The sequence below is a fragment of the Streptomyces sp. NPDC038213 genome (assembly GCF_055600495.1).
In genome coordinates this window covers 21,075-37,958 of sequence record NZ_JBVJYM010000007.1, presented here as the reverse complement: position 1 = coordinate 37,958, position 16,884 = coordinate 21,075, and the positions used below count along the sequence as shown (strand labels likewise).

The window sequence follows — 16,884 nt, the reverse complement described above, 5'->3', positions numbered from 1 at the left end:
GTGGCCGCAGGGGCCGGGGGGAGAGGCGGAACTTCGTGCACGTAGTGGTCAACCACGTGGGCCGGGACCGGAGTTGGGCCGAATGGATCGCGTGGGAGCTGCAGCGGGCCGGGCACCGGGTGGTGTCCGATCCGTGGGTGTGGTCCGCCCGGCTGGCCACGGACCGGCTGGACGCCGATGCGGGGGCGGACACCGTGGTGCTCCTTCTCGTCTCCCGCGCCTACCTCGACGGCTCGTGGACGGCCGGGCAGTGGTCCGACGCGGTCGGCCGCACCGGCCGCCTGGTGGCGGTGCTCGTGGAGCCGGTCCCCGGCCACCTGCTGCCGCCCGCGCTCGCGGCGCTGCAGCCCCTCCCGCTGTACGCCGTGGGGCAGGAGGACGCCGCCCGCTCCCTCCTCGACGCGGTCGCCGGGGCCGCGGGCCGGACGGAGGACGACGGGGAGCCAGCGGCCCGGGACACCCCAGGGGCACAGGAACCCGTACAGGTGGCCCCCGCCCCGGCGGGTCCGCCGCCCGCACCGCCGCGCCACCCCGCCACCGCCTCCCCCGCCCTGTCGAACCTCCCCCCGGCCGCCGACACGGATGAGGATCCGGGCGGCGCGGGCTTCGGGCGGGAGACGCTCGTCCAGGTGCTGCGGGAGAAGCTGCTCGCCCAGGGCGGCGCCGCGGTGGACGTCTCGCCCGCGGCCGACGGCACCGGCGCCGAGGAGGTGGCCGCCGAGTACGCCCGCCGTTTCGCCTCCCAGTACGACATGGTGTGGCGGGTCCCGGCAGCCGACCGGGCCGAGCTGTCCGCCGCGTACGCGGAACTCGCCGACCGGCTGGACCTTCCCCCCGTGGAGCCCGGTGACCGGGCCGCGGACCTCCTCGCGCACCTGGACCGGAACGGGCGCTGGCTCGTCATCCTGGCGGGGGCCGCCGCGCCCGCCGTCCTCGGCCCGCTGCTGCCGCCCCCGGCGGGGCACACGCTGGCCCTGTCGGGCGACCCGAGCTGGACGGCGTTCTACGCGCACGGGTACGAGCCGCTCCCGGTCCCCGAACAGCCCGCCCCGTGGCGGATCCTGGCCGTGGCGACCGAGTGGTTCTCCCGGAAGGGCGGCCTGAGCACCTTCAACCGCCGCCTGTGCCGCGGGCTCGTGGAGGCCGGGGCGACGGTGTACTGCCTGGTGCCCTCGGCCGACGACGAGGAGCGTTTCGACGCACGCCGCTCGGGGGTGACCCTGCTGGAGGCGGCGACGCGTGAGCGGGGGGCCGCCTGGGCGGAGGAGTGGTCGCTGTTCCGCAAGCCCCCGGAGGAACTGCTGCCGGACCCGCCGGACCTGGTCATCGGCCACGGACGGATCACCGGGCGGGCCGCGCAGATCCTCGCCGAGGACCACTACCCGGGCGCGCTCCGCGCGCACGTCCTGCACATGGACCCCGACGACCTGGAATGGCTCAAGGACCACCGCGCGGGCCAGGCGGCCCTGCTCGCCGCCGAGCGCAGCAAGGTGGAGGAGGCCCTGGGGATCAGTGCGGACCAGGCCTTCGCGGTGGGCGGGGTCCTGCAGGAGCGGTACGCGGCCAGCTTCCCCGGGCGCCCCCTGGAACTGCTCGTGCCCGGGTTCGACGGGCCCTGCGCAGCGGAGCGGGCCACGTCGTCCGAAGGCGGACCCGGGGCCCGTACGCCGCCGCCGGGGAGCCCCCGCGTCCTGGTGCTCGGGCGCACGGAGGACGTCAAGGTCAAGGGCCTGGACACGGCGGCGGACGCGGTCTCCCTGCTCGTCGGGCGGAACGCGGCCCTGGCGGGCACCCGGCTCTTCGTCCGGGGGGCCCCGGCGGAGGGCGACGGCGCGGACCGGCTGCGGTCGCTGCTCGTACCCGAGGGCTCGTCGGGCAGGCACCTGGTCATCCGGCCGTTCAGCGCGGACGCCGCCGACAGGACGGCAGACCTGGGCACGGCGAGCCTGCTGGTGCTGCCCTCGCGAGCCGAGGCCTTCGGGCTGTCGGCCACCGAGGCCATCGCCGCCGCCACGCCCACCCTGGTCAGCAGTACGAGCGGGATCGCCCAGCTGCTGACCAGCGTGCTGGGCGTCCGGGAGGCGAAGAAGTACGTCGTGCCCACCCGTGACGACGGCGAGGACGCAGCGCGGTGGAGCGATGCCATCGAGGAGGTGCTGACCGACCTGCCGGCGGCGTTCAAGGACGTCGCGAAGCTGAGGGAGACGCTCCAGCAGGCCCACTCCTGGCGCAAGACCGCCGACGACCTCCTGTGGGCACTGCCCCGGCGTACCCGCCCCACCGCGTAGCGGCGCGCCCGTGGCCGAGGGGTGTAGCCGTGCTCCCCCGCAACCCTTTCTCGTCCCCTTGACGATATACAGCCCCGCCATTATCGTCGCAGTGACGAAATCAAGGGGGTTCGCCATGGCCGACATCACCCGGCGCTTCGGTTGGCGCCATCTGCGCTCCGCGCCCACCGCGCACATCCGCCACCACAAGCGCGGGCGGCTCGTCCACGACGGGCGCGGTCTCAGTTTCTGGTACCGGTCGCTCTCGGCGGCGCTGTCCGAGGTGCCGGTGGACGACCGGGAGTTGGCCATGGCCTTCCGTGCCCGTACGTCCGACTTCCAGGACGTCTCCGTCCAGGCCACCGTCACCTACCGGATCAGCGATCCGGCCGGGGCCGCGGACCGCATCGACTTCTCCGTCGACCCCGACACCGGGAGCTGGCGCGCCGCGCCGCTGGAGCAGATCGCCACCCTGCTCACCGAGACAGCCCAGCAGCACACGCTGGACGTGCTGGCCCGCACCCCGCTGGCCGCCGCCCTGGTCGACGGGGTGGCCGCCGTACGGGAGCGGGTCGCCGCCGGGCTGGCCGCCGAGCCGCGGTTCTCGGCCACCGGCATCGACGTGGTCGCCGTACGCGTCGTGGCCATCCGCCCCGACGCCGAGGTGGAGCGCGCCCTGCGGACCCCGGCCCGCGAGCAGATCCAGCAGGAGGCGGACCGGGCCACGTACGAGCGGCGGGCCGTGGCCGTGGAGCGGGAGCGCGCCATCGCCGAGAACGAGCTGGCCAGCCAGATCGAACTGGCCCGGCGCGAGGAGCAGTTGGTCGAGCAGCGCGGTATCAACGCCCGCCGCGAGGCCGAGGAGAACGCGGCTGCGGACGCCGTCCGGGCGGAGGCCGAGGCGGCACGGAAGGTGCGCCTGGCCCGCGCGGAGGCGGAGGCGGAGCGCGCGGCGGGCGCGGCCCGCTCGGAGGCCCAGGCGGCCTGGCTGCGCGTCCACGACGAGGCCGGCCAGGGCACCCTGCACGCCCTGGCGGCGACCCGGCTGGCGGAGAACCTGCCGCGGATCGAGAGCATCACGCTCTCGCCCGACGTCCTCACCGGGCTGCTCACGAAGCTCGGCCGCCCGGAAGGCGGCACGGGCGCGTGAGCCTCGCCCCGCGGGCGGTGCTCGTCCACCGCAGGACCGAGTACGAGGAACTGCTCGCCCGTCACGGCACGCACGGGCAGGCCGCGTTCTTCCTGTCCAGCCGGGGCCGCTCCATCGAGGAGGTGGCGCGCCGCCACGACCGGGCGCGGCACGCGCTCCAGGAGGTCGCGGCGGCGGTGCCGCTCACCTGGCGCCGGGCCCGGGTGGAGCGGGCCGACCTGGACCGGTTCCTGTTCGCGCCGGAGGACGTGGTGGTCGTGGTCGGCCAGGACGGCCTGGTGGCCAATACGGCCAAGTACCTGAGCGGGCAGCCCGTGGTGGGCATCGACGGCGATCCGGGGCGCAACCCCGGGGTCTTGGTGCGGCACCGCTGCACCGGTGCGGCGGCCCTGCTGCGCGCGGCGGCGGCCGGGGGCGGGGCCGAGGAGCTGACGATGGTCGAGGCGGTCGCCGACGACACGCAGCGGCTGCTGGCGCTCAACGAGGTCTACCTCGGCTCGCCCGGCCACCAGACCGCCCGCTACCGGCTCGGGGCGGGGGCGGGGTCGGGGTCGGGCAGGGGTACGGACGCGGGCTCCGGCTCCAGCTCCGGCTCCGGCTCCGGCGGGGAAGGGGGCCAAAGCGAGGCGCAGGCCTCCTCCGGGGTGCTGGTGGGCACGGGTACGGGCGCCACCGGCTGGCTGCGCTCCCTGTGGCTGGAGCGCGGCAGCCCCGTACCGCTGCCGGCGCCGCGGGACCCGCGGCTGCTGTGGTTCGTGCGCGAGGCCTGGCCCTCCCCCGCCACCGGTACCTCGATGGTCGCGGGCGAACTGGGCCGGGGGCAGTGCCTGGAACTGACCGTGGAGTCCGACCGGATGGTCGTCTTCGGAGACGGGATGGAGGGCGACGCCATGGAGCTGACCTGGGGCCAGAGCGTACGGGTGGGCATCGCGGAGGCCTCGCTGCGCCTGATGGCGTAGACCGTGCGCAGACCCGGGCGGTCGGGGGGCCGCAGGTGGCGTCGACGGGTCCGGTTGCGGGCGGTTCCCGCCCCGCCGATAGTGGGATGGGCCCACCGGCGGGCCGCGCCGCCGTACGGGCGGCAGCCGCCGGCAGGCCGCACCGAGCGGCGGCCCCCGCGGGCCCCGGGCCGTACGGGGCTCCCGTCCCCGGCCGCGCAGGCCCCGGGCTCTACGGGCCCCGGCCGCGCAGGCCCTTCCCGTCTCCCTCGCAGCATGCGGAGAGGAGCAGACCCATGCGCAGGAACCCCAGGGCGCGCCGCCTCGTGACGGCCGCCGCCGCGTGCGCCGCCGGAGGCGTCATGCTGATGCCCCCACCGGCCACGGCCCTCCCCCGGACCGACACCTTCCAGCTCGTCAACCTGCAGAGCGGCAAGTGCGGGACGGTCGCGGGCGGCCGGTCCACCGAGAACAACGTCGAGCTGGTGCAGTTCAACTGCGACCGCGACCCCTCGCGCCGCTGGCGGCTGGCCGACAGCGACGGCGGCTCGTACCAGATCGTCAACGTGCAGACGAACAAGTGCATGACCGTAGCGGGCGGCAGGTCCACCGAGAACAACGTCCCCCTCGTCCAGTTCGACTGCGACGACGACCCCTCGCGGCGGTGGGAGGTCACCGGCTGGGACAGCGCGAAGAGTTCGTACGAGCTCGTCAACGCACAGACCCGCAAGTGCGCGACCTTCGACGGCGGCACCCTGTCCGCCAACAACCTCCGGCTGCTGCAGTTCGACTGCGACAACCACCCCTCGCGCCGCTGGAGCCTGCGGCTGGCCGGCCCCTGACCGCGGCGGCGGGCGGCGCGGCGGCCGCCGCGGACCGGCCGGCGTGAGGGAGCGTCACTCTCCGGGCCCTGCGGGCGGTGCGCGATGCGGGTACGGAGCCGAGGATGGCAGGTGTAGGCCGGCCCGGTCCCGGGCCGGTTCCGCCGGCAGTCCGCCGCCCTCGTTTTGGAGTGACCCGTGAAGGACCTCAAGTTCGAGCAGAAGCGCTCGCTGTCCCGTACCGAGGCGGCCGCCCGGCTGGAGGCCCTGGCCCGGGCCCTGCGCGAGGGCAGGGCCGAGCTGGACCTGGGCGGCGGGGTGCTGAGCGTGCGGGTTCCGGAGGAACTGCACAGCGAGGTGGAGGTGGAGGTCTCCGGCGGCGAGATCGAGCTCGAGATCGAGCTGAAGTGGACCACCGAGGGGACCGGCAAGGGCGCGGACGGGTCGAAGGCGGCCGGGACGAAGGCCGTGGGTAGGAAGGCGGCCACGTCGAAGGCGGCTGCGGCTAAGTCCGGAACCAAGGCCGCGCCTTCCGCGAAGCGGGCCGCTCCTGCCAAGAAGTCAGCCCCCGCCAAGAAGTCCACCCCTGCCAAGACCTCCGCTCCCGCCAAGCCCGCGGCGCCCGCCAAGGCGGCCAAGACGGCCAAGACGGCCAAGTCCGCCACCCCTGCCAAGCGGGCGTCCTCCGCGAAGCCGGCTGCCGCCGCCAAGGCGGGCTCCACCGCCGAGAAGTCCACGGCGAAGAAGTCCACGGCCAAGACCGCGAAGGCACCCGCCAAGTCGGCGAAGCGCGCGGCCAAGACCACCGGGCCCGCGGCCGGGAACACGGCGGCGGCCGCCTCGAAGGCGCCTGCGAAGGCCGTCCGGAGCCGGAAGCCTGCGGCCACGGCGAAGGCCCCGGCGGGCGGGCGCCCGTAACGGCGGGGGCGCGGCGGGTTCGGCGGGTCCGCCCTACGGGCGGTAGACGCGTCCCGGCTCGGGGCGGGCCGGGGCGAGGAGCTGGGAGACCGTGACGAAGGTGTAGCCGCGGTCGCGCAGTTCCCCGATGGCCTGTTCCGCGGCCGGGATGGAGCCGGCGTAGCGCTCGTGGAGGAGGATGATGCCGTCGCGCCGGGTGCCGTCGAGGATGCGCTTCTTGATGAGGGCGGTGTCGGTGGTCTGGTAGTCCTTCGCGGTGACGCTCCACAGGACCTGCGCCAGGCCCAGGTCCGCCATGACCTCCGAGACCCGGTCGTCGGTCGAGCCGCCCGGCGGGCGCATGAGGGTGGGGGTGCGGCCGGTGATCCGCCGGACGTCCTCCTGTACGGGTTCCATCTCGGCGCGTATCTCCTGCGCTGTGAGTTCCGTGAGGTCCGGGTGCGACCAGGTGTGGTTGCCGATCTCGTGGCCGTCCTCCGCCATGCGGCGCAGGATGCCGGGGTAGGTGTCCGTGTGCCCCTTGCCCTGGACGAAGAAGGTGGCCGGCACCTTCTCCCGCTCCAGGATGTCCAGGAGCCTTGCGGTGGGGGCGCTGGGGCCGCCGTCGAAGGTCAGGGCCACGCAGGCGGTGGTGCGGCAGTCCACGGCGGGCGGCTGCACAGCGTCCCCCGCCCCGGCCTTCGCGTCCGCGGCGGCCGCCGCGGGGGCGGCTCCGGTATCTGCCGCGGCCCGGGCCTCGGCCGGGGAGACGACCCCCGTCAGGCTGCTGCACGCCGTGAGGGCGGCGAGGAGGAGGCCCGCGGCGGAGGCCGTCAGGGCGGCCCTCCGGGTGGTGCTCCGCCCGCGGGCGGGCCCGGTGCGGGGCGGTCGCGGCAGGCGTGCGGCGGAGGGACGGGACGGGTTGTCGATCATGTCCGCCACGCTAGGAACGGGCCGCGGTGCCGCACATCGGGGAAAGGTCGGGCCCGTCCCCTGCCCGGGTAGGTGGTCCGGCCGGGCCGGGTGACGAAAGGAGGAGGGAGCTCCGCCGAAGGAACGAGTGAGCGAATTGCCCGTTCTGCGGGTTCTAGAGTGGTCGGTTATGCGCCGTATCCCGCCCTCCCGCTGGACCGACCTGGTCGTCATCGCGGCCGCCCTGGCGGCGGCGACCGCGCTGCGGCTGGTCGGCGAGCTCCTGCTGTTCCCGAGCTACAACGCGCGCGGACTGGTACACCCCTACTTCCTCGACTGGCTGGACTCCGTGACCCCGCTGCCCTGGGCCCCGGATCCGCTGCCGTGCCCCGTCGAGGTGCCGGTCCATGCGGAGATCCGGTGCGTCGAGGGTTCCGTGGCCCGCCTGGGCACGGTCCCCATCCTGCTGTCGGCGGTCGCGGCGGGGGCGCTGTGGTGGCGGCGCAGCCATCCCCTCGCCGTGGCCGCCTTCCTGGCGCTGCTCGGCTTCGTCACGCCGATGGCGACCGCGGCGGCGGTCGTGGCCCTGTTCACGCTGGCCTCCCTGCGACGGCCGCGCACCACCGCCTGCGCGGCCGTCGCCATGGCCGTGCCGATGACCGTCTACCTGCTGCTCCCCTCGACCAGCTCCTCCGGTCCGCAGATCGCGGCCGGGCTGCTGGTCATGGGCACGATCCTGGGCGCCACCGTGGGCTGGGGCATGTTCCACCGCTCGCGGCGGCTGCTCATCGACTCGCTGACCGAGCGGACCCGGCGCGCCGAGGAGGACGCCGCCCGGCAGGCGGCGCAGGCGCAGTTGCGGGCGCGCGAGGACATCGCCCGCGAGATGCACGACGTACTCGCCCACCGGCTGTCCCTCCTCAGCCTGCACGCGGGGGCCCTCGAACTCCACCAGCGGACCAGCCCCGAGCAGGCCGCCCGCGCGGCCGGGGTGATCCGGGAGGCCTCGCACCAGGCGCTGGAGGACCTGCGCACGGTCATCGGAGTGCTGCGCACACCCGGTCTGGCCGTGGGCGCCCGGCCCGCCGCCCCCTCGGACCCGGCATCCCCCGCGGGCGGCGCCGAGCCCCCGCAGCCGGTGCTGACCGACCTCGCCCGCCTCGCGGTCGAGTCCCGGGAGGCGGGGATGGAGCTGCGCTTCGACCTGGCGATCGAGCGGCCGGACCGGGTCTCCGACGCGGTCGGCCGGACCGTGTACCGCGTGGTGCAGGAGGCCCTCACCAACGCGCGCAAGCACGCGCCCGACGCGGCGGTGCACGCCGAGGTCAGCGGGGAGCCCGGGGAGGGCATCGACATCGTGGTCCGCAACGCCCTGCCCGCCGGGCAGGGGGGACCGAGCGAGCCGGGCGGCTCCGCGCGCGGACCGGGGTTCGGGCTGATCGGGCTCAGCGAGCGCACGGCCCTCGTCGGCGGCGAGCTGCACCACGGCGCGAGCGCCGGGGACTGGGTGCTGCGGGCCTGGATACCGTGGTCCGCATGATCCGCGTCCTCCTGGTCGACGACGACCCCCTCGTCCGCATGGGCCTGCGCATGGTCCTCGAAGGGGCCGGCGGCATCCTGATCGCCGCGGAGGCCGCCGACGGGTCCGAGGGCGTCGCCCTCGCGGCCGAGCACTCCCCCGACGTGGTCCTCCTCGACATCCGGATGCCGGTGATGGACGGCCTGGCCGCCACCACCGCCCTCCGGGCCCTGCCCCGGCCGCCGCGGACGGTGATCCTGACCACCTTCAACCCCGACGAGTACGTGGTGCAGGCCCTGCGCGAGGGCGCGGCCGGGTTCCTCCTGAAGGACACCCCGCCCGCGGACATCATCGCGGCGGTCCGCCGCGTCGCCGCGGGCGAGCCGGTGCTGTCCCCGGCCGTCACCCACCAGCTCATCTCCCGGGCCACCGCGCCCGCCCCCGCTCCCGACGGCGCCGGCACCGGACGCGGGGAGGCCCGGGAAGAGGCCCGCGTACGCCTCCGGGCCCTGGCCCCGCGCGAGCACGAGGTCGCCCTCGCCGTGGCCCAGGGCCGTACGAACGCCGAGATCGCGGAGGCGCTGTACCTGAGCGTGCCCACCGTGAAGTCGCACGTGTCCGCGATCATGTCGAAGCTGGGCCTGACCAACCGCGTCCGGATCGCCATCCTCATCCACCAGGCCGGGCTCGACACCGAGCCCTTCGACGGCTAGGCCGTCCGGCCGTTCGCCACCGCACCGTTCGGCGCCCGCGCGGCCGAGAGGTACGTGATGCGGAGGGTGCCGGTGGCGGGTTCGCGGTCGACCAGGGTCTCCACCCCGTACACGGACTTGATCAGGGCGGGGGTCAGGACGGTCTGCGGGGTGCCCGCGGCTGCGACCCGGCCGGCGGTGAGGACGACGACGCGGTCGCAGTAGCGGGCGGCGAGGTTGAGGTCGTGGAGGGCGACGACGCAGGTGACGTCCAGGGAGGCCAGCAGGTCGAGGAGTTCGAGCTGGTGGCGGATGTCGAGGTGGTTGGTGGGTTCGTCGAGGAGGATCTCCCGGGGTTCCTGGGCGAGGGCGCGGGCGATCTGGGTGCGCTGCCGCTCGCCGCCGGAGAGGGTGTGCCAGCTGCGGTGCTGGCGGCCGGTGAGGTCGGTGCGCTCCAGTGCGGCGTCGACGATGCGGCGGTCGTGCCCGTCGAGGGGGTCGAAGCGGCCGCGGAAGGGGGTGCGGCCGAGTTCCACGACCTGGCGGACGGTGACGCGGTGGTGGGCGGCGGCGTCCTGTTCGACGACGGCGAGCCGCCGGGCGAGCGTACGGCGGCCCAGTGCGGGCAGCGGGGTGCCGTCGTAGCGGACGGTCCCGGCGTCGGGGCGGCGCAGTCCGGCCATCAGGCGCAGCAGGCTGGACTTGCCGGAGCCGTTGGGTCCCAGGAGGCCGACGGTCTCGCCTTCGTGGGCCGCCGCGTCGACCTCGTCCAGCAGCAGCTGGCCCTGGACCGACCAGGACAGGCCGGTGGTGGTGATCCGTCCCATGTCAGGACTCCAGACGCTTGAGGAGCAGCGCGAAGGCGGGTGCGCCGAGGAGGGCGGTGATGACGCCGGCGGGCAGCTCGTGCGGGGTGAACGCCGTACGGGCGAAGGCGTCGACCCAGATCAGGAAGACGGCTCCGGTCAGGGCGGACAGGGGCAGCAGGGTGCGGTGCGCGGGGCCGGCGAGGATCCGGACGGCGTGCGGCACGAGCAGTCCGATGAAGCCGATCGCGCCCGAGGCCGCCACGGCCGCGGCCGTGATGACGGAGGTCAGGACCATCAGCCGGATGCGGGCCGCGGTGACGTTGACGCCCAGGGAGGCGGCCGAGTCCCATCCGAAGGTGAAGGCGTCGAGGGCGGGCGCCGAGAACTGTACGGCGGCCACGCCCGCCAGGATCACGAGGACGGTGACCGTGACGCCCTCCCAGCGGGCGCCCCCGAGGGTGCCGAGCAGCCAGTAGGTGAAGCCCCGGGTGGAGTTCGCGTCCCCGCTGACCATGAGGACGACGGAGGTGACGGCGGCGAAGAACTGGGAGACGAGTACGCCGGTCAGCACCACCCGGGAGGGGCTGGCGACGCGGCCCCCGCCGAGGAGCAGCAGGAGCAGTCCGAAGGACAGCAGGCCGCCGGCGAAGGCCCCGGTGGACAGGGAGACGCTGCCGCCGATGCCCAGCAGGAGCACGGCGACCGCGCCGGTGGAGGCCCCGGAGGAGACTCCGAGCAGGTAGGGGTCGGCCAGGGGGTTGCGGGTGACGGCCTGGAGGACGGCGCCGGAGACCGCGAGGGCGGCGCCGACGGCGGCGGCCAGCAGGACGCGCGGGAAGCGGGACTCCCAGACGAGGGCGTCCAGCAGGCCCGGCAGGGGCGGGGCGGGGGCGAGGGCGCCGAGGCCGGTGTGGCGCAGGATCGTGGAGACGACGTCCACGGCGCGGAGGTCGGCGCTGCCGAAGAGCGAGGCGGCGACGACCGATCCGAGCAGTGCGGTCGCGGCGGCGGCGAGGAGCGCCCAGGCCGGGGTGCGGCGCCGGCGCACCGGGGCGGGTCCGCGGCGGATGCAGGCGGTCCCGTTCCCGGTGGGCGCGGCGGTCGTGTGCGGGGTCGTGGTCATGGCGGCGGGGAGGTCACCCGAGCCGGTTCAGGCCGTCGACCAGCGCCGGTACCACGGAGGCGCTGCCGTAGCCCGGGTCCATGTGCGAGCCGGGGAGGGAGATGAACCGGCCGGCCTTCACCGCGCCGAGCCCGGCGGTGAGGGGGTCCTTCTTCAGCAGGTCGATCTTCTCCCGTGCGGTGTCGTTGGGCTCGCCGCGGGTCAGGTCGGCCAGGATGATGACGTCGGGGTTGCGGGCGGCGACCTCGTCCCAGCTCACCTCCGCCCACTTGGTCTTGGCGTCGGCGAAGACGTTCTCGACCCCGACGAGGTCCGAGATGTGCTGGGGCAGCCCGCCGGGGCCCGCGGCCCAGGGGGTGCCCTCGTACGTGGAGTAGAACCACATCACCTTCAGCGGAACCGCCCGCTTCTTGACGGCGCGCAGCGCCTTGTCGACCACGGCCTGCTGCCCGGCGGCCAGCTCCTCCCCCGCCTCGGGCACGTTCATGATCTTCCCCAGGCGGCGGTACTCCTCGAAGAGCATCGCGAAGTCCGCGCCCGCCACGCTCTCGTGGAACGAGCAGTCGAACTCGGTGAGGTACGTCGGCACGCCCAGCCCGTGCAGCTGCTTGCGGTCGCCGGACTGCTCGGCGGTGAACATGCTCGCGAAGGAGCCGTACACGAAGTCCGGCTGCGCTTCGAGGAGCTTCTCGTGCTTGATCTCGTGGCCGGGCGCGGACAGTTGCGGGATCTTCCCGTACTGCTCGGCGATCGCGGGCGGCGGCTTCTCGATCTGGTAGCCGGATCCGGCGATCCGGTCGCCCACGCCGAGGTGGATGAGGATCTCGGCGGCGCTCTGGTTGAGGGTGACGACCTTCTGCGGCGGGGCGGTGTACGTCACGTCGGTACCGCAGTTGCGCAGGGTCAGGGGGTACGCGGTCGTCCGGGCGCCCTTCGCGGCGGTGCGGCCCCCGGCCGCGTCCCGGGCACCGGCGGCGGGGGCGCCCCCGCCCGCGCAGCCCGCGGTGGCGAGCAGGGCGAGGGCCGTGAAGGCGGCGAGGGTTATGGGAATCATTTTCGTTTTCATGGCAGGGGTGTACCTCGCTGAGAAGGAGTAAGGGAGGGAAGGGGGGGTGGAGAGGGGCTTCGGCGGGCGGTCCGGCTAGCGCAGCATCGCGGAGAGCCGGCGGACGACCTGTTCGTCGAAGAGGCCGTGGGCGGCCATCCAGTCGTCGTTGAACACCGTGTCGAGGTACTTGTCCCCGCCGTCGCAGACCAGGACGACGATCGTGGCCCCCGGCCCGGCGGCGCGGGCCCGCTCCAGGGCCTTGTAGACCACCCCGCCGGCCGAACCGCCGATCAGGATGCCGAAGTTCCGCGCCAGGAAGCGGCAGGTCTCGAAGGCCTCGGAGTCGCTGGCCTTGAGCCCCTCGTCGAACACGCCGTAGTCCACGACCGCGCCGATCTCCGACCCTTCGGGGGTGCCGGTGCCGGACTGGTGGTAGGGCGCGGCCGGGCCGCCGAAGACGACGGAGCCGACCGGCTCGACGCCGACGACCTTCAGGCCGGGAATGCGTTCCCGCAGGAAGCGGCCGGTCCCGCAGAGGGAGCCGCCGGTGCCGACGGCCCCGTACAGGTAGTCGATGCCGTCGCCCAGATCGTCGTGGAGTTCGCGGGCGAGCGGGCGGTAGCCGTTGGGGTTGCCCTCGTTGCGGTGCTGGGCGGTCCAGTACGCGCCGTGCTCGGCGGCCAGGCGCTCGGCCGTGGTGTCGCGCTCGGCCGTGGCGAGGCCGCCCTCGTCCCCGGCCACGTTGAGGATCTCGGCGCCGAAGGCGCGCATCCCGCGCAGCTTGTCCGCACTGGAGTGGTTGTCCACCACCGCGGTGAACTTGTAGCCGCGTTCGGCGGCGATGAGCGCCAGGCCGAGGCCCGTGTTGCCCGAGGTGGACTCGACCAGCCAGCCGCCCGGGGCGAGCAGTCCGGCGGCCTCCGCCTCGTCCACCATGTTCCGGGCCATCCGGATCTTGGCGGTTCCGGTCGGGTTGAACTGCTCCATCTTCAGCAGGACGGTGGCCGATCCGTCCGCGACCGGCAGGTCGAGCAGGGGCGTGCGTCCGATGAGCTCGGACATCCTGGTCTTGATCACGGCGTGTCCTTCGCGCAGATCTCCGTCAGGCACCGCACGAAGACGTCGTTGTCTCCGGGGGTCGACAGGGAGGCTCGGATGTAGGTCTCGTACCCCGGCTCGCGCCACGCCTTCACGATGATTCCGGCGCGGTGCAGTTCCCGGGCGACGCGGTCGGAGGGCCGGCCGGTGTCGATGAAGAGGAAGTTCGTGGCGGACGGGACCACCCGCAGGCCCGCGGCCCGCAGCCGGCCGGCGACCCGGGTGCCCTCCAGGCGGGTCCGGCGGACCGTGTCCGCCAGGTGGGGCCCGTCGGCCAGGGCTGCGACGGCGGCGTCCTGGGCCGGCTGGTTGACGTTGTACGGCGTGCGGACCCGGTCCAGCGCCTGGACCAGCGCGTCGTCCGAGGCGATGCCGTACCCCACCCGCAGACCCGCCAGACCGTAGGCCTTGGAGAAGGTGCGCAGCACGATCCAGGGCCGGTCCCGGCCGCGCAGGGCCTCCAGCGCGTCGGGGTACGCGGGGTCGGCGCGGGCGAACTCGCCGTACGCCTCGTCGAGCACCAGCAGGGCCGAGGGCGGGGTGGCGGCGACGACCTGGTCCAGTTCGGCGGCGGTGAGGGCCGTGCCGGTGGGGTTGCAGGGGTTGGCGAGGAAGACGAGCTTGGGGCCCGCCGACAGGGCCTCGCGCCAGGCGTCCGCGTCGAAGCCGAAATCGGCGGTGAACGGGACCTTCCGGACCCGGGCTCCCATGACCCGGGGGAAGATCTCGTGCAGGCTGAAGCCGGGTGCCTGGGTGACGACCAGGTCGCCGGGGTCGAGGACCGCCCGGCACAGCAGCTCCAGGACGTCCTCCGAGCCGTTGCCGAGCACGATGCGCCCGGCGGGCACGTCCAGACGGCTGCCGAGGGCCGCGGTGAGCCGCTTGCCGGTGGGGTCGGGATAGCGGGCGAAGCCCGCTGCCGCACCGAGGCGTACGGCTTCGGCGGCCGCGCGGGACACCCCGTACGGGCTCTCGCTGTTGGAGAGCTTGATGACGCGGCCGGTCGCGCTGAGGGCGGCCACCTCGTCCGTGTCGGCGCCGGGGTCGTAGCGCGGCAGACCGGCCACCTCGCTGCGGATCAGGCGGGAGGAGGGGGCGGGGGCGGGGGCGGCGGTGGATGCGCGGGAGTGGTTCACGAGGGCTCCGGTTCGGGGGCGGGGGCGGGGGTGCCCGCCCGGTGCAGCCGGTCGACGCGGCGCAGGAAGGCGGCCAGGAGGAGGGCGGCGGTGGCCGCGAGGCCGATGGTCTGGCCGGTCCAGACGCCCTCGACGCCCTGGCCGGCGGTCACCCCGAGCAGGTAGCCCGCGGGCAGTCCGACCAGCCAGTACCCGACGAGGGAGATCCGGAACGGCCCGGCGGTGTCACCGAGGCCGCGCAGGATGCCGTTGCCGATGTTCTGCACGGCGTCGAAGACCTGCAGGGCGGCGGCGATCAGCAGCCCGGTGGCGGCGAGCGCGACGAGGTCGGTGTCGCCGGCCCGGCCGGCCGGGAGGAACAGGGACACGATCCGGTCGGGGACCGCCAGGTAGACGGCGGCGACCGCGAGGGTCGCGACCACGCCCCAGGCCGTACCGAGGAGTCCCGTACGGCGGGCCGTCGCGTAGTCGCCGCTGCCGGCGGCCTCGCTGATGTGGATCGACGCCGCGTGCGAGAGCCCGGCGGAGACCATGAACACGATGTAGACGATCTGGTTCAGCACCGTCTGCGCGGCCAGGGCGTCGACCCCGAGGGTCCCGATGACCAGCGTGAGCACACTGAAGAACCCGGCCTCGGAGGCGTACGTGCCCGCGATCGGCAGACCGAGGCGCCATACGGAGCGCACCGCCCCGCCGTCCCAGCGCCGCGCCCGGGGCGAGACGAGGTACGGGCGCAGGGCGCGGTCGCGCAGGACGACCGCGAGGAAGGCCAGGAAGGACAGCAGGAACACCGTCACGGTGGCGATCGCGACTCCGGTGAACCTGAAGGCGGGCAGGCCCAGTTCACCGTAGATCAGTACGTAGTTGAGGCCGATGGTGGCGCCGATGGAGGCCAGGGTGATGGCCAGCAGGGGGCCGGGGCGCTTGAGGCCGGTGGTGAAGTGGCGCAGGGTCTGGAACCACAGGCAGGGCAGCATCCCCGGCGCCAGCACCGCCAGGAACTCGCCCGCCTTGTCGACCACTTCCGGGTCCTGGCCGAGGAGGACGAGCAGCGGGCCGACCAGCAGGAGGGCCGCGCAGAAGACGGCTCCGCAGACGGTGGCCCAGAAGAACCCGGCGAACAGCAGCGCGCCGATGCGCTGCCGGTCGCCCTGCACCCGGGCCTCCGCGACGAGGTTGCCGACGCCGGTGACCAGGCCGGTGCCGGTGGTGCGCAGCTGGTTGAACAGGGCGATGGCGAGGCCCGCAGCCGCGATCTCGACCGCGCCGAGGCGGCCGAGCATGACGATGTCGACGGTGGTCAGGGCGACGTAGGCGAAGTTGGTCAGGATCAGCGGGAGCGCGAGCCCGAGGAGCGCGCGCGAGTGGGCGGCCCACCAGGCGGCGCCCGCCTTGGCGGGGGCGGGGGGTGTGTCGGGGGCGGCGGATGTGTCCGCCGGAGGTGCTCCGGTGCCGGTGGCGGTGCCGGGGGTGGGGGTCGTGTCCGTGCTCACCAGAAGTCGACCTTCTCCCCGCGCCCGGCCACCCGCGCGAGGTCGGCTATGTAGCGGCCGAGTGCGGCGTCGGTGACCGCCATCCCGCTGTTGTAGGCGAAGACCACGTCGTCCGGGTGGCGGCGGGCGGGGGCCCGGCCGAGCAGGACGTCCGGCAGTTCGGCGTCGACCGACGGCAGGCTGCCGTCCTCGGCGCGCAGGTCGTCGCAGGTGGCGTGCATCTGGGCGGTGTCGGTGGCGATACGGTAGTCCGCGCCGCGGCACACGTCGGCGTGGACGCCGTACCCGAGGAGCACGGCGACCGATCCCGGCTTCATCCAGCTCCGCCGGACCTCCTCCGTGGCGGTCAGCCCGGAGGCCCCGATCACGATGTCGGCCCCTCCCGCCGCCTCCCGCAGGTCCTCCACGACCTCGACCTCACGGCCGCCGGCGCTCTCCCGGACGGCGCGCAGACCGTCGCGGTAGGTGCCGAAGACCTGGAGCCGCTCCAGGTCCGGCAGGGCCGCGAGCAGCATCGGCAGGGCCGCCTGGGCCTGTACGCCGGTGCCGACGACCAGCGCGCTGCGCGCCCCGGGGCAGGCCGCGCGGGCGAACAGCGCGGAGGTGGCCGAGGACCGCAGCGGGCCCAGCTTGACCACGTCCATCAGCGCGATGGGCTCCCCGGTGGTGTCGTCCACGAGGAAGACGAACGAGTGGAACCGGTAGGCGTCGCGGGAGCGGCGCGGATCGAACTCGTACACCGCCTTGAAGCAGACGGTGCCGCTGCCGGCGTCCCTGGCCACCATCGAGTAGCTCAGCGAGCGGTGCCCCGGTCCGTCCACGATCGTCTTGACCGGGTTGTCCGAGCCGCTGTCGCGCAGCGCGCGGTAGGCCTGCTCGACGACGGCGATCACCTGCCGGCGGTCGAGGTCGAGCCCCTCCTGCTGGGACTGGGGCAGCAGCCACAGCTGCCCCGGGGGCGCGTAGCCCTGTGTCATACCG

At 74.6% G+C, this 16,884-nt stretch carries 15 protein-coding genes; 7 read left to right on the top strand and 8 right to left on the bottom strand.

The window, feature by feature from the left end; translation table 11 throughout:
• Nucleotides 1–35 precede the first annotated feature (35 nt).
• From ACZ7JZ_RS13540 to ACZ7JZ_RS13520, 5 genes are all read left to right on the top strand, one after another.
• Nucleotides 36–2,288, top strand: coding sequence for a TIR domain-containing protein (locus ACZ7JZ_RS13540; RefSeq protein WP_470937587.1), 2,253 nt, complete (start codon nucleotides 36–38; stop codon nucleotides 2,286–2,288).
• 115 nt (nucleotides 2,289–2,403) lie between these two features.
• The gene (locus ACZ7JZ_RS13535) at nucleotides 2,404–3,417 is read left to right on the top strand and encodes an SPFH domain-containing protein (RefSeq protein WP_470937584.1); all 1,014 of its coding nucleotides are present in this window, start codon (nucleotides 2,404–2,406) and stop codon (nucleotides 3,415–3,417) included.
• Nucleotides 3,414–4,376 carry a hypothetical protein gene (locus ACZ7JZ_RS13530; protein ID WP_470937582.1) on the top strand — a complete coding sequence of 321 codons (963 nt, stop codon included), beginning with the start codon at nucleotides 3,414–3,416 and terminating at the stop codon, nucleotides 4,374–4,376. The genes ACZ7JZ_RS13535 and ACZ7JZ_RS13530 overlap by 4 nt, the downstream gene beginning before the upstream one ends.
• 275 nt (nucleotides 4,377–4,651) lie before the next feature.
• A complete protein-coding gene (locus tag ACZ7JZ_RS13525) occupies nucleotides 4,652–5,197 on the top strand; it encodes an RICIN domain-containing protein (protein WP_470937579.1) in 546 nt (181 codons plus the stop codon).
• Between the two features lie 177 nt (nucleotides 5,198–5,374).
• Nucleotides 5,375–6,094, top strand: coding sequence for an amphi-Trp domain-containing protein (locus ACZ7JZ_RS13520; RefSeq protein WP_470937576.1), 720 nt, complete (start codon nucleotides 5,375–5,377; stop codon nucleotides 6,092–6,094).
• A 33-nt stretch (nucleotides 6,095–6,127) separates the two neighbouring features.
• On the opposite strand, the gene ACZ7JZ_RS13515 is transcribed toward ACZ7JZ_RS13520, so the two are convergent.
• The gene (locus ACZ7JZ_RS13515) at nucleotides 6,128–7,006 is read right to left on the bottom strand and encodes a polysaccharide deacetylase family protein (RefSeq protein ID WP_470937573.1); all 879 of its coding nucleotides are present in this window, start codon (nucleotides 7,004–7,006) and stop codon (nucleotides 6,128–6,130) included.
• Between the two features lie 169 nt (nucleotides 7,007–7,175).
• Between ACZ7JZ_RS13515 and ACZ7JZ_RS13510 the strand changes: the two genes are divergently transcribed.
• Nucleotides 7,176–8,525, top strand: a complete 1,350-nt coding sequence (locus ACZ7JZ_RS13510) for a sensor histidine kinase (protein ID WP_470937570.1) — start codon at nucleotides 7,176–7,178, stop codon at nucleotides 8,523–8,525.
• A complete protein-coding gene (locus ACZ7JZ_RS13505; protein WP_470937567.1) occupies nucleotides 8,522–9,217 on the top strand; it encodes a response regulator in 696 nt (231 codons plus the stop codon). Before ACZ7JZ_RS13510 ends, ACZ7JZ_RS13505 begins: the two co-directional genes overlap by 4 nt.
• On the opposite strand, the gene ACZ7JZ_RS13500 is transcribed toward ACZ7JZ_RS13505, so the two are convergent.
• The 7 genes from ACZ7JZ_RS13500 to ACZ7JZ_RS13470 form a co-directional block, all read right to left on the bottom strand.
• Nucleotides 9,214–10,023: an ABC transporter ATP-binding protein gene (locus ACZ7JZ_RS13500; protein WP_470937564.1), complete on the bottom strand. Its 810-nt coding sequence runs from the start codon at nucleotides 10,021–10,023 to the stop codon at nucleotides 9,214–9,216. The genes ACZ7JZ_RS13505 and ACZ7JZ_RS13500 overlap by 4 nt on opposite strands.
• Nucleotide 10,024: 1 nt before the next feature.
• Nucleotides 10,025–11,053, bottom strand: coding sequence for a FecCD family ABC transporter permease (locus tag ACZ7JZ_RS13495; protein WP_470938077.1), 1,029 nt, complete (start codon nucleotides 11,051–11,053; stop codon nucleotides 10,025–10,027).
• 88 nt (nucleotides 11,054–11,141) lie between these two features.
• Nucleotides 11,142–12,182, bottom strand: a complete 1,041-nt coding sequence (locus tag ACZ7JZ_RS13490; protein WP_470937561.1) for an ABC transporter substrate-binding protein — start codon at nucleotides 12,180–12,182, stop codon at nucleotides 11,142–11,144.
• A gap of 87 nt (nucleotides 12,183–12,269) precedes the next feature.
• The gene (locus tag ACZ7JZ_RS13485; RefSeq protein WP_470937559.1) at nucleotides 12,270–13,253 is read right to left on the bottom strand and encodes a PLP-dependent cysteine synthase family protein; all 984 of its coding nucleotides are present in this window, start codon (nucleotides 13,251–13,253) and stop codon (nucleotides 12,270–12,272) included.
• Nucleotides 13,250–14,410 carry a histidinol-phosphate transaminase gene (gene hisC, locus ACZ7JZ_RS13480; RefSeq protein ID WP_470937556.1) on the bottom strand — a complete coding sequence of 387 codons (1,161 nt, stop codon included), beginning with the start codon at nucleotides 14,408–14,410 and terminating at the stop codon, nucleotides 13,250–13,252. The genes ACZ7JZ_RS13485 and hisC overlap by 4 nt, the downstream gene beginning before the upstream one ends.
• Nucleotides 14,407–15,903, bottom strand: coding sequence for an MATE family efflux transporter (locus ACZ7JZ_RS13475; RefSeq protein WP_470937553.1), 1,497 nt, complete (start codon nucleotides 15,901–15,903; stop codon nucleotides 14,407–14,409). Before ACZ7JZ_RS13475 ends, hisC begins: the two co-directional genes overlap by 4 nt.
• A complete protein-coding gene (locus tag ACZ7JZ_RS13470) occupies nucleotides 15,900–16,880 on the bottom strand; it encodes an ornithine cyclodeaminase (RefSeq protein WP_470937550.1) in 981 nt (326 codons plus the stop codon). The genes ACZ7JZ_RS13475 and ACZ7JZ_RS13470 overlap by 4 nt, the downstream gene beginning before the upstream one ends.
• Nucleotides 16,881–16,884: the final 4 nt, after the last annotated feature.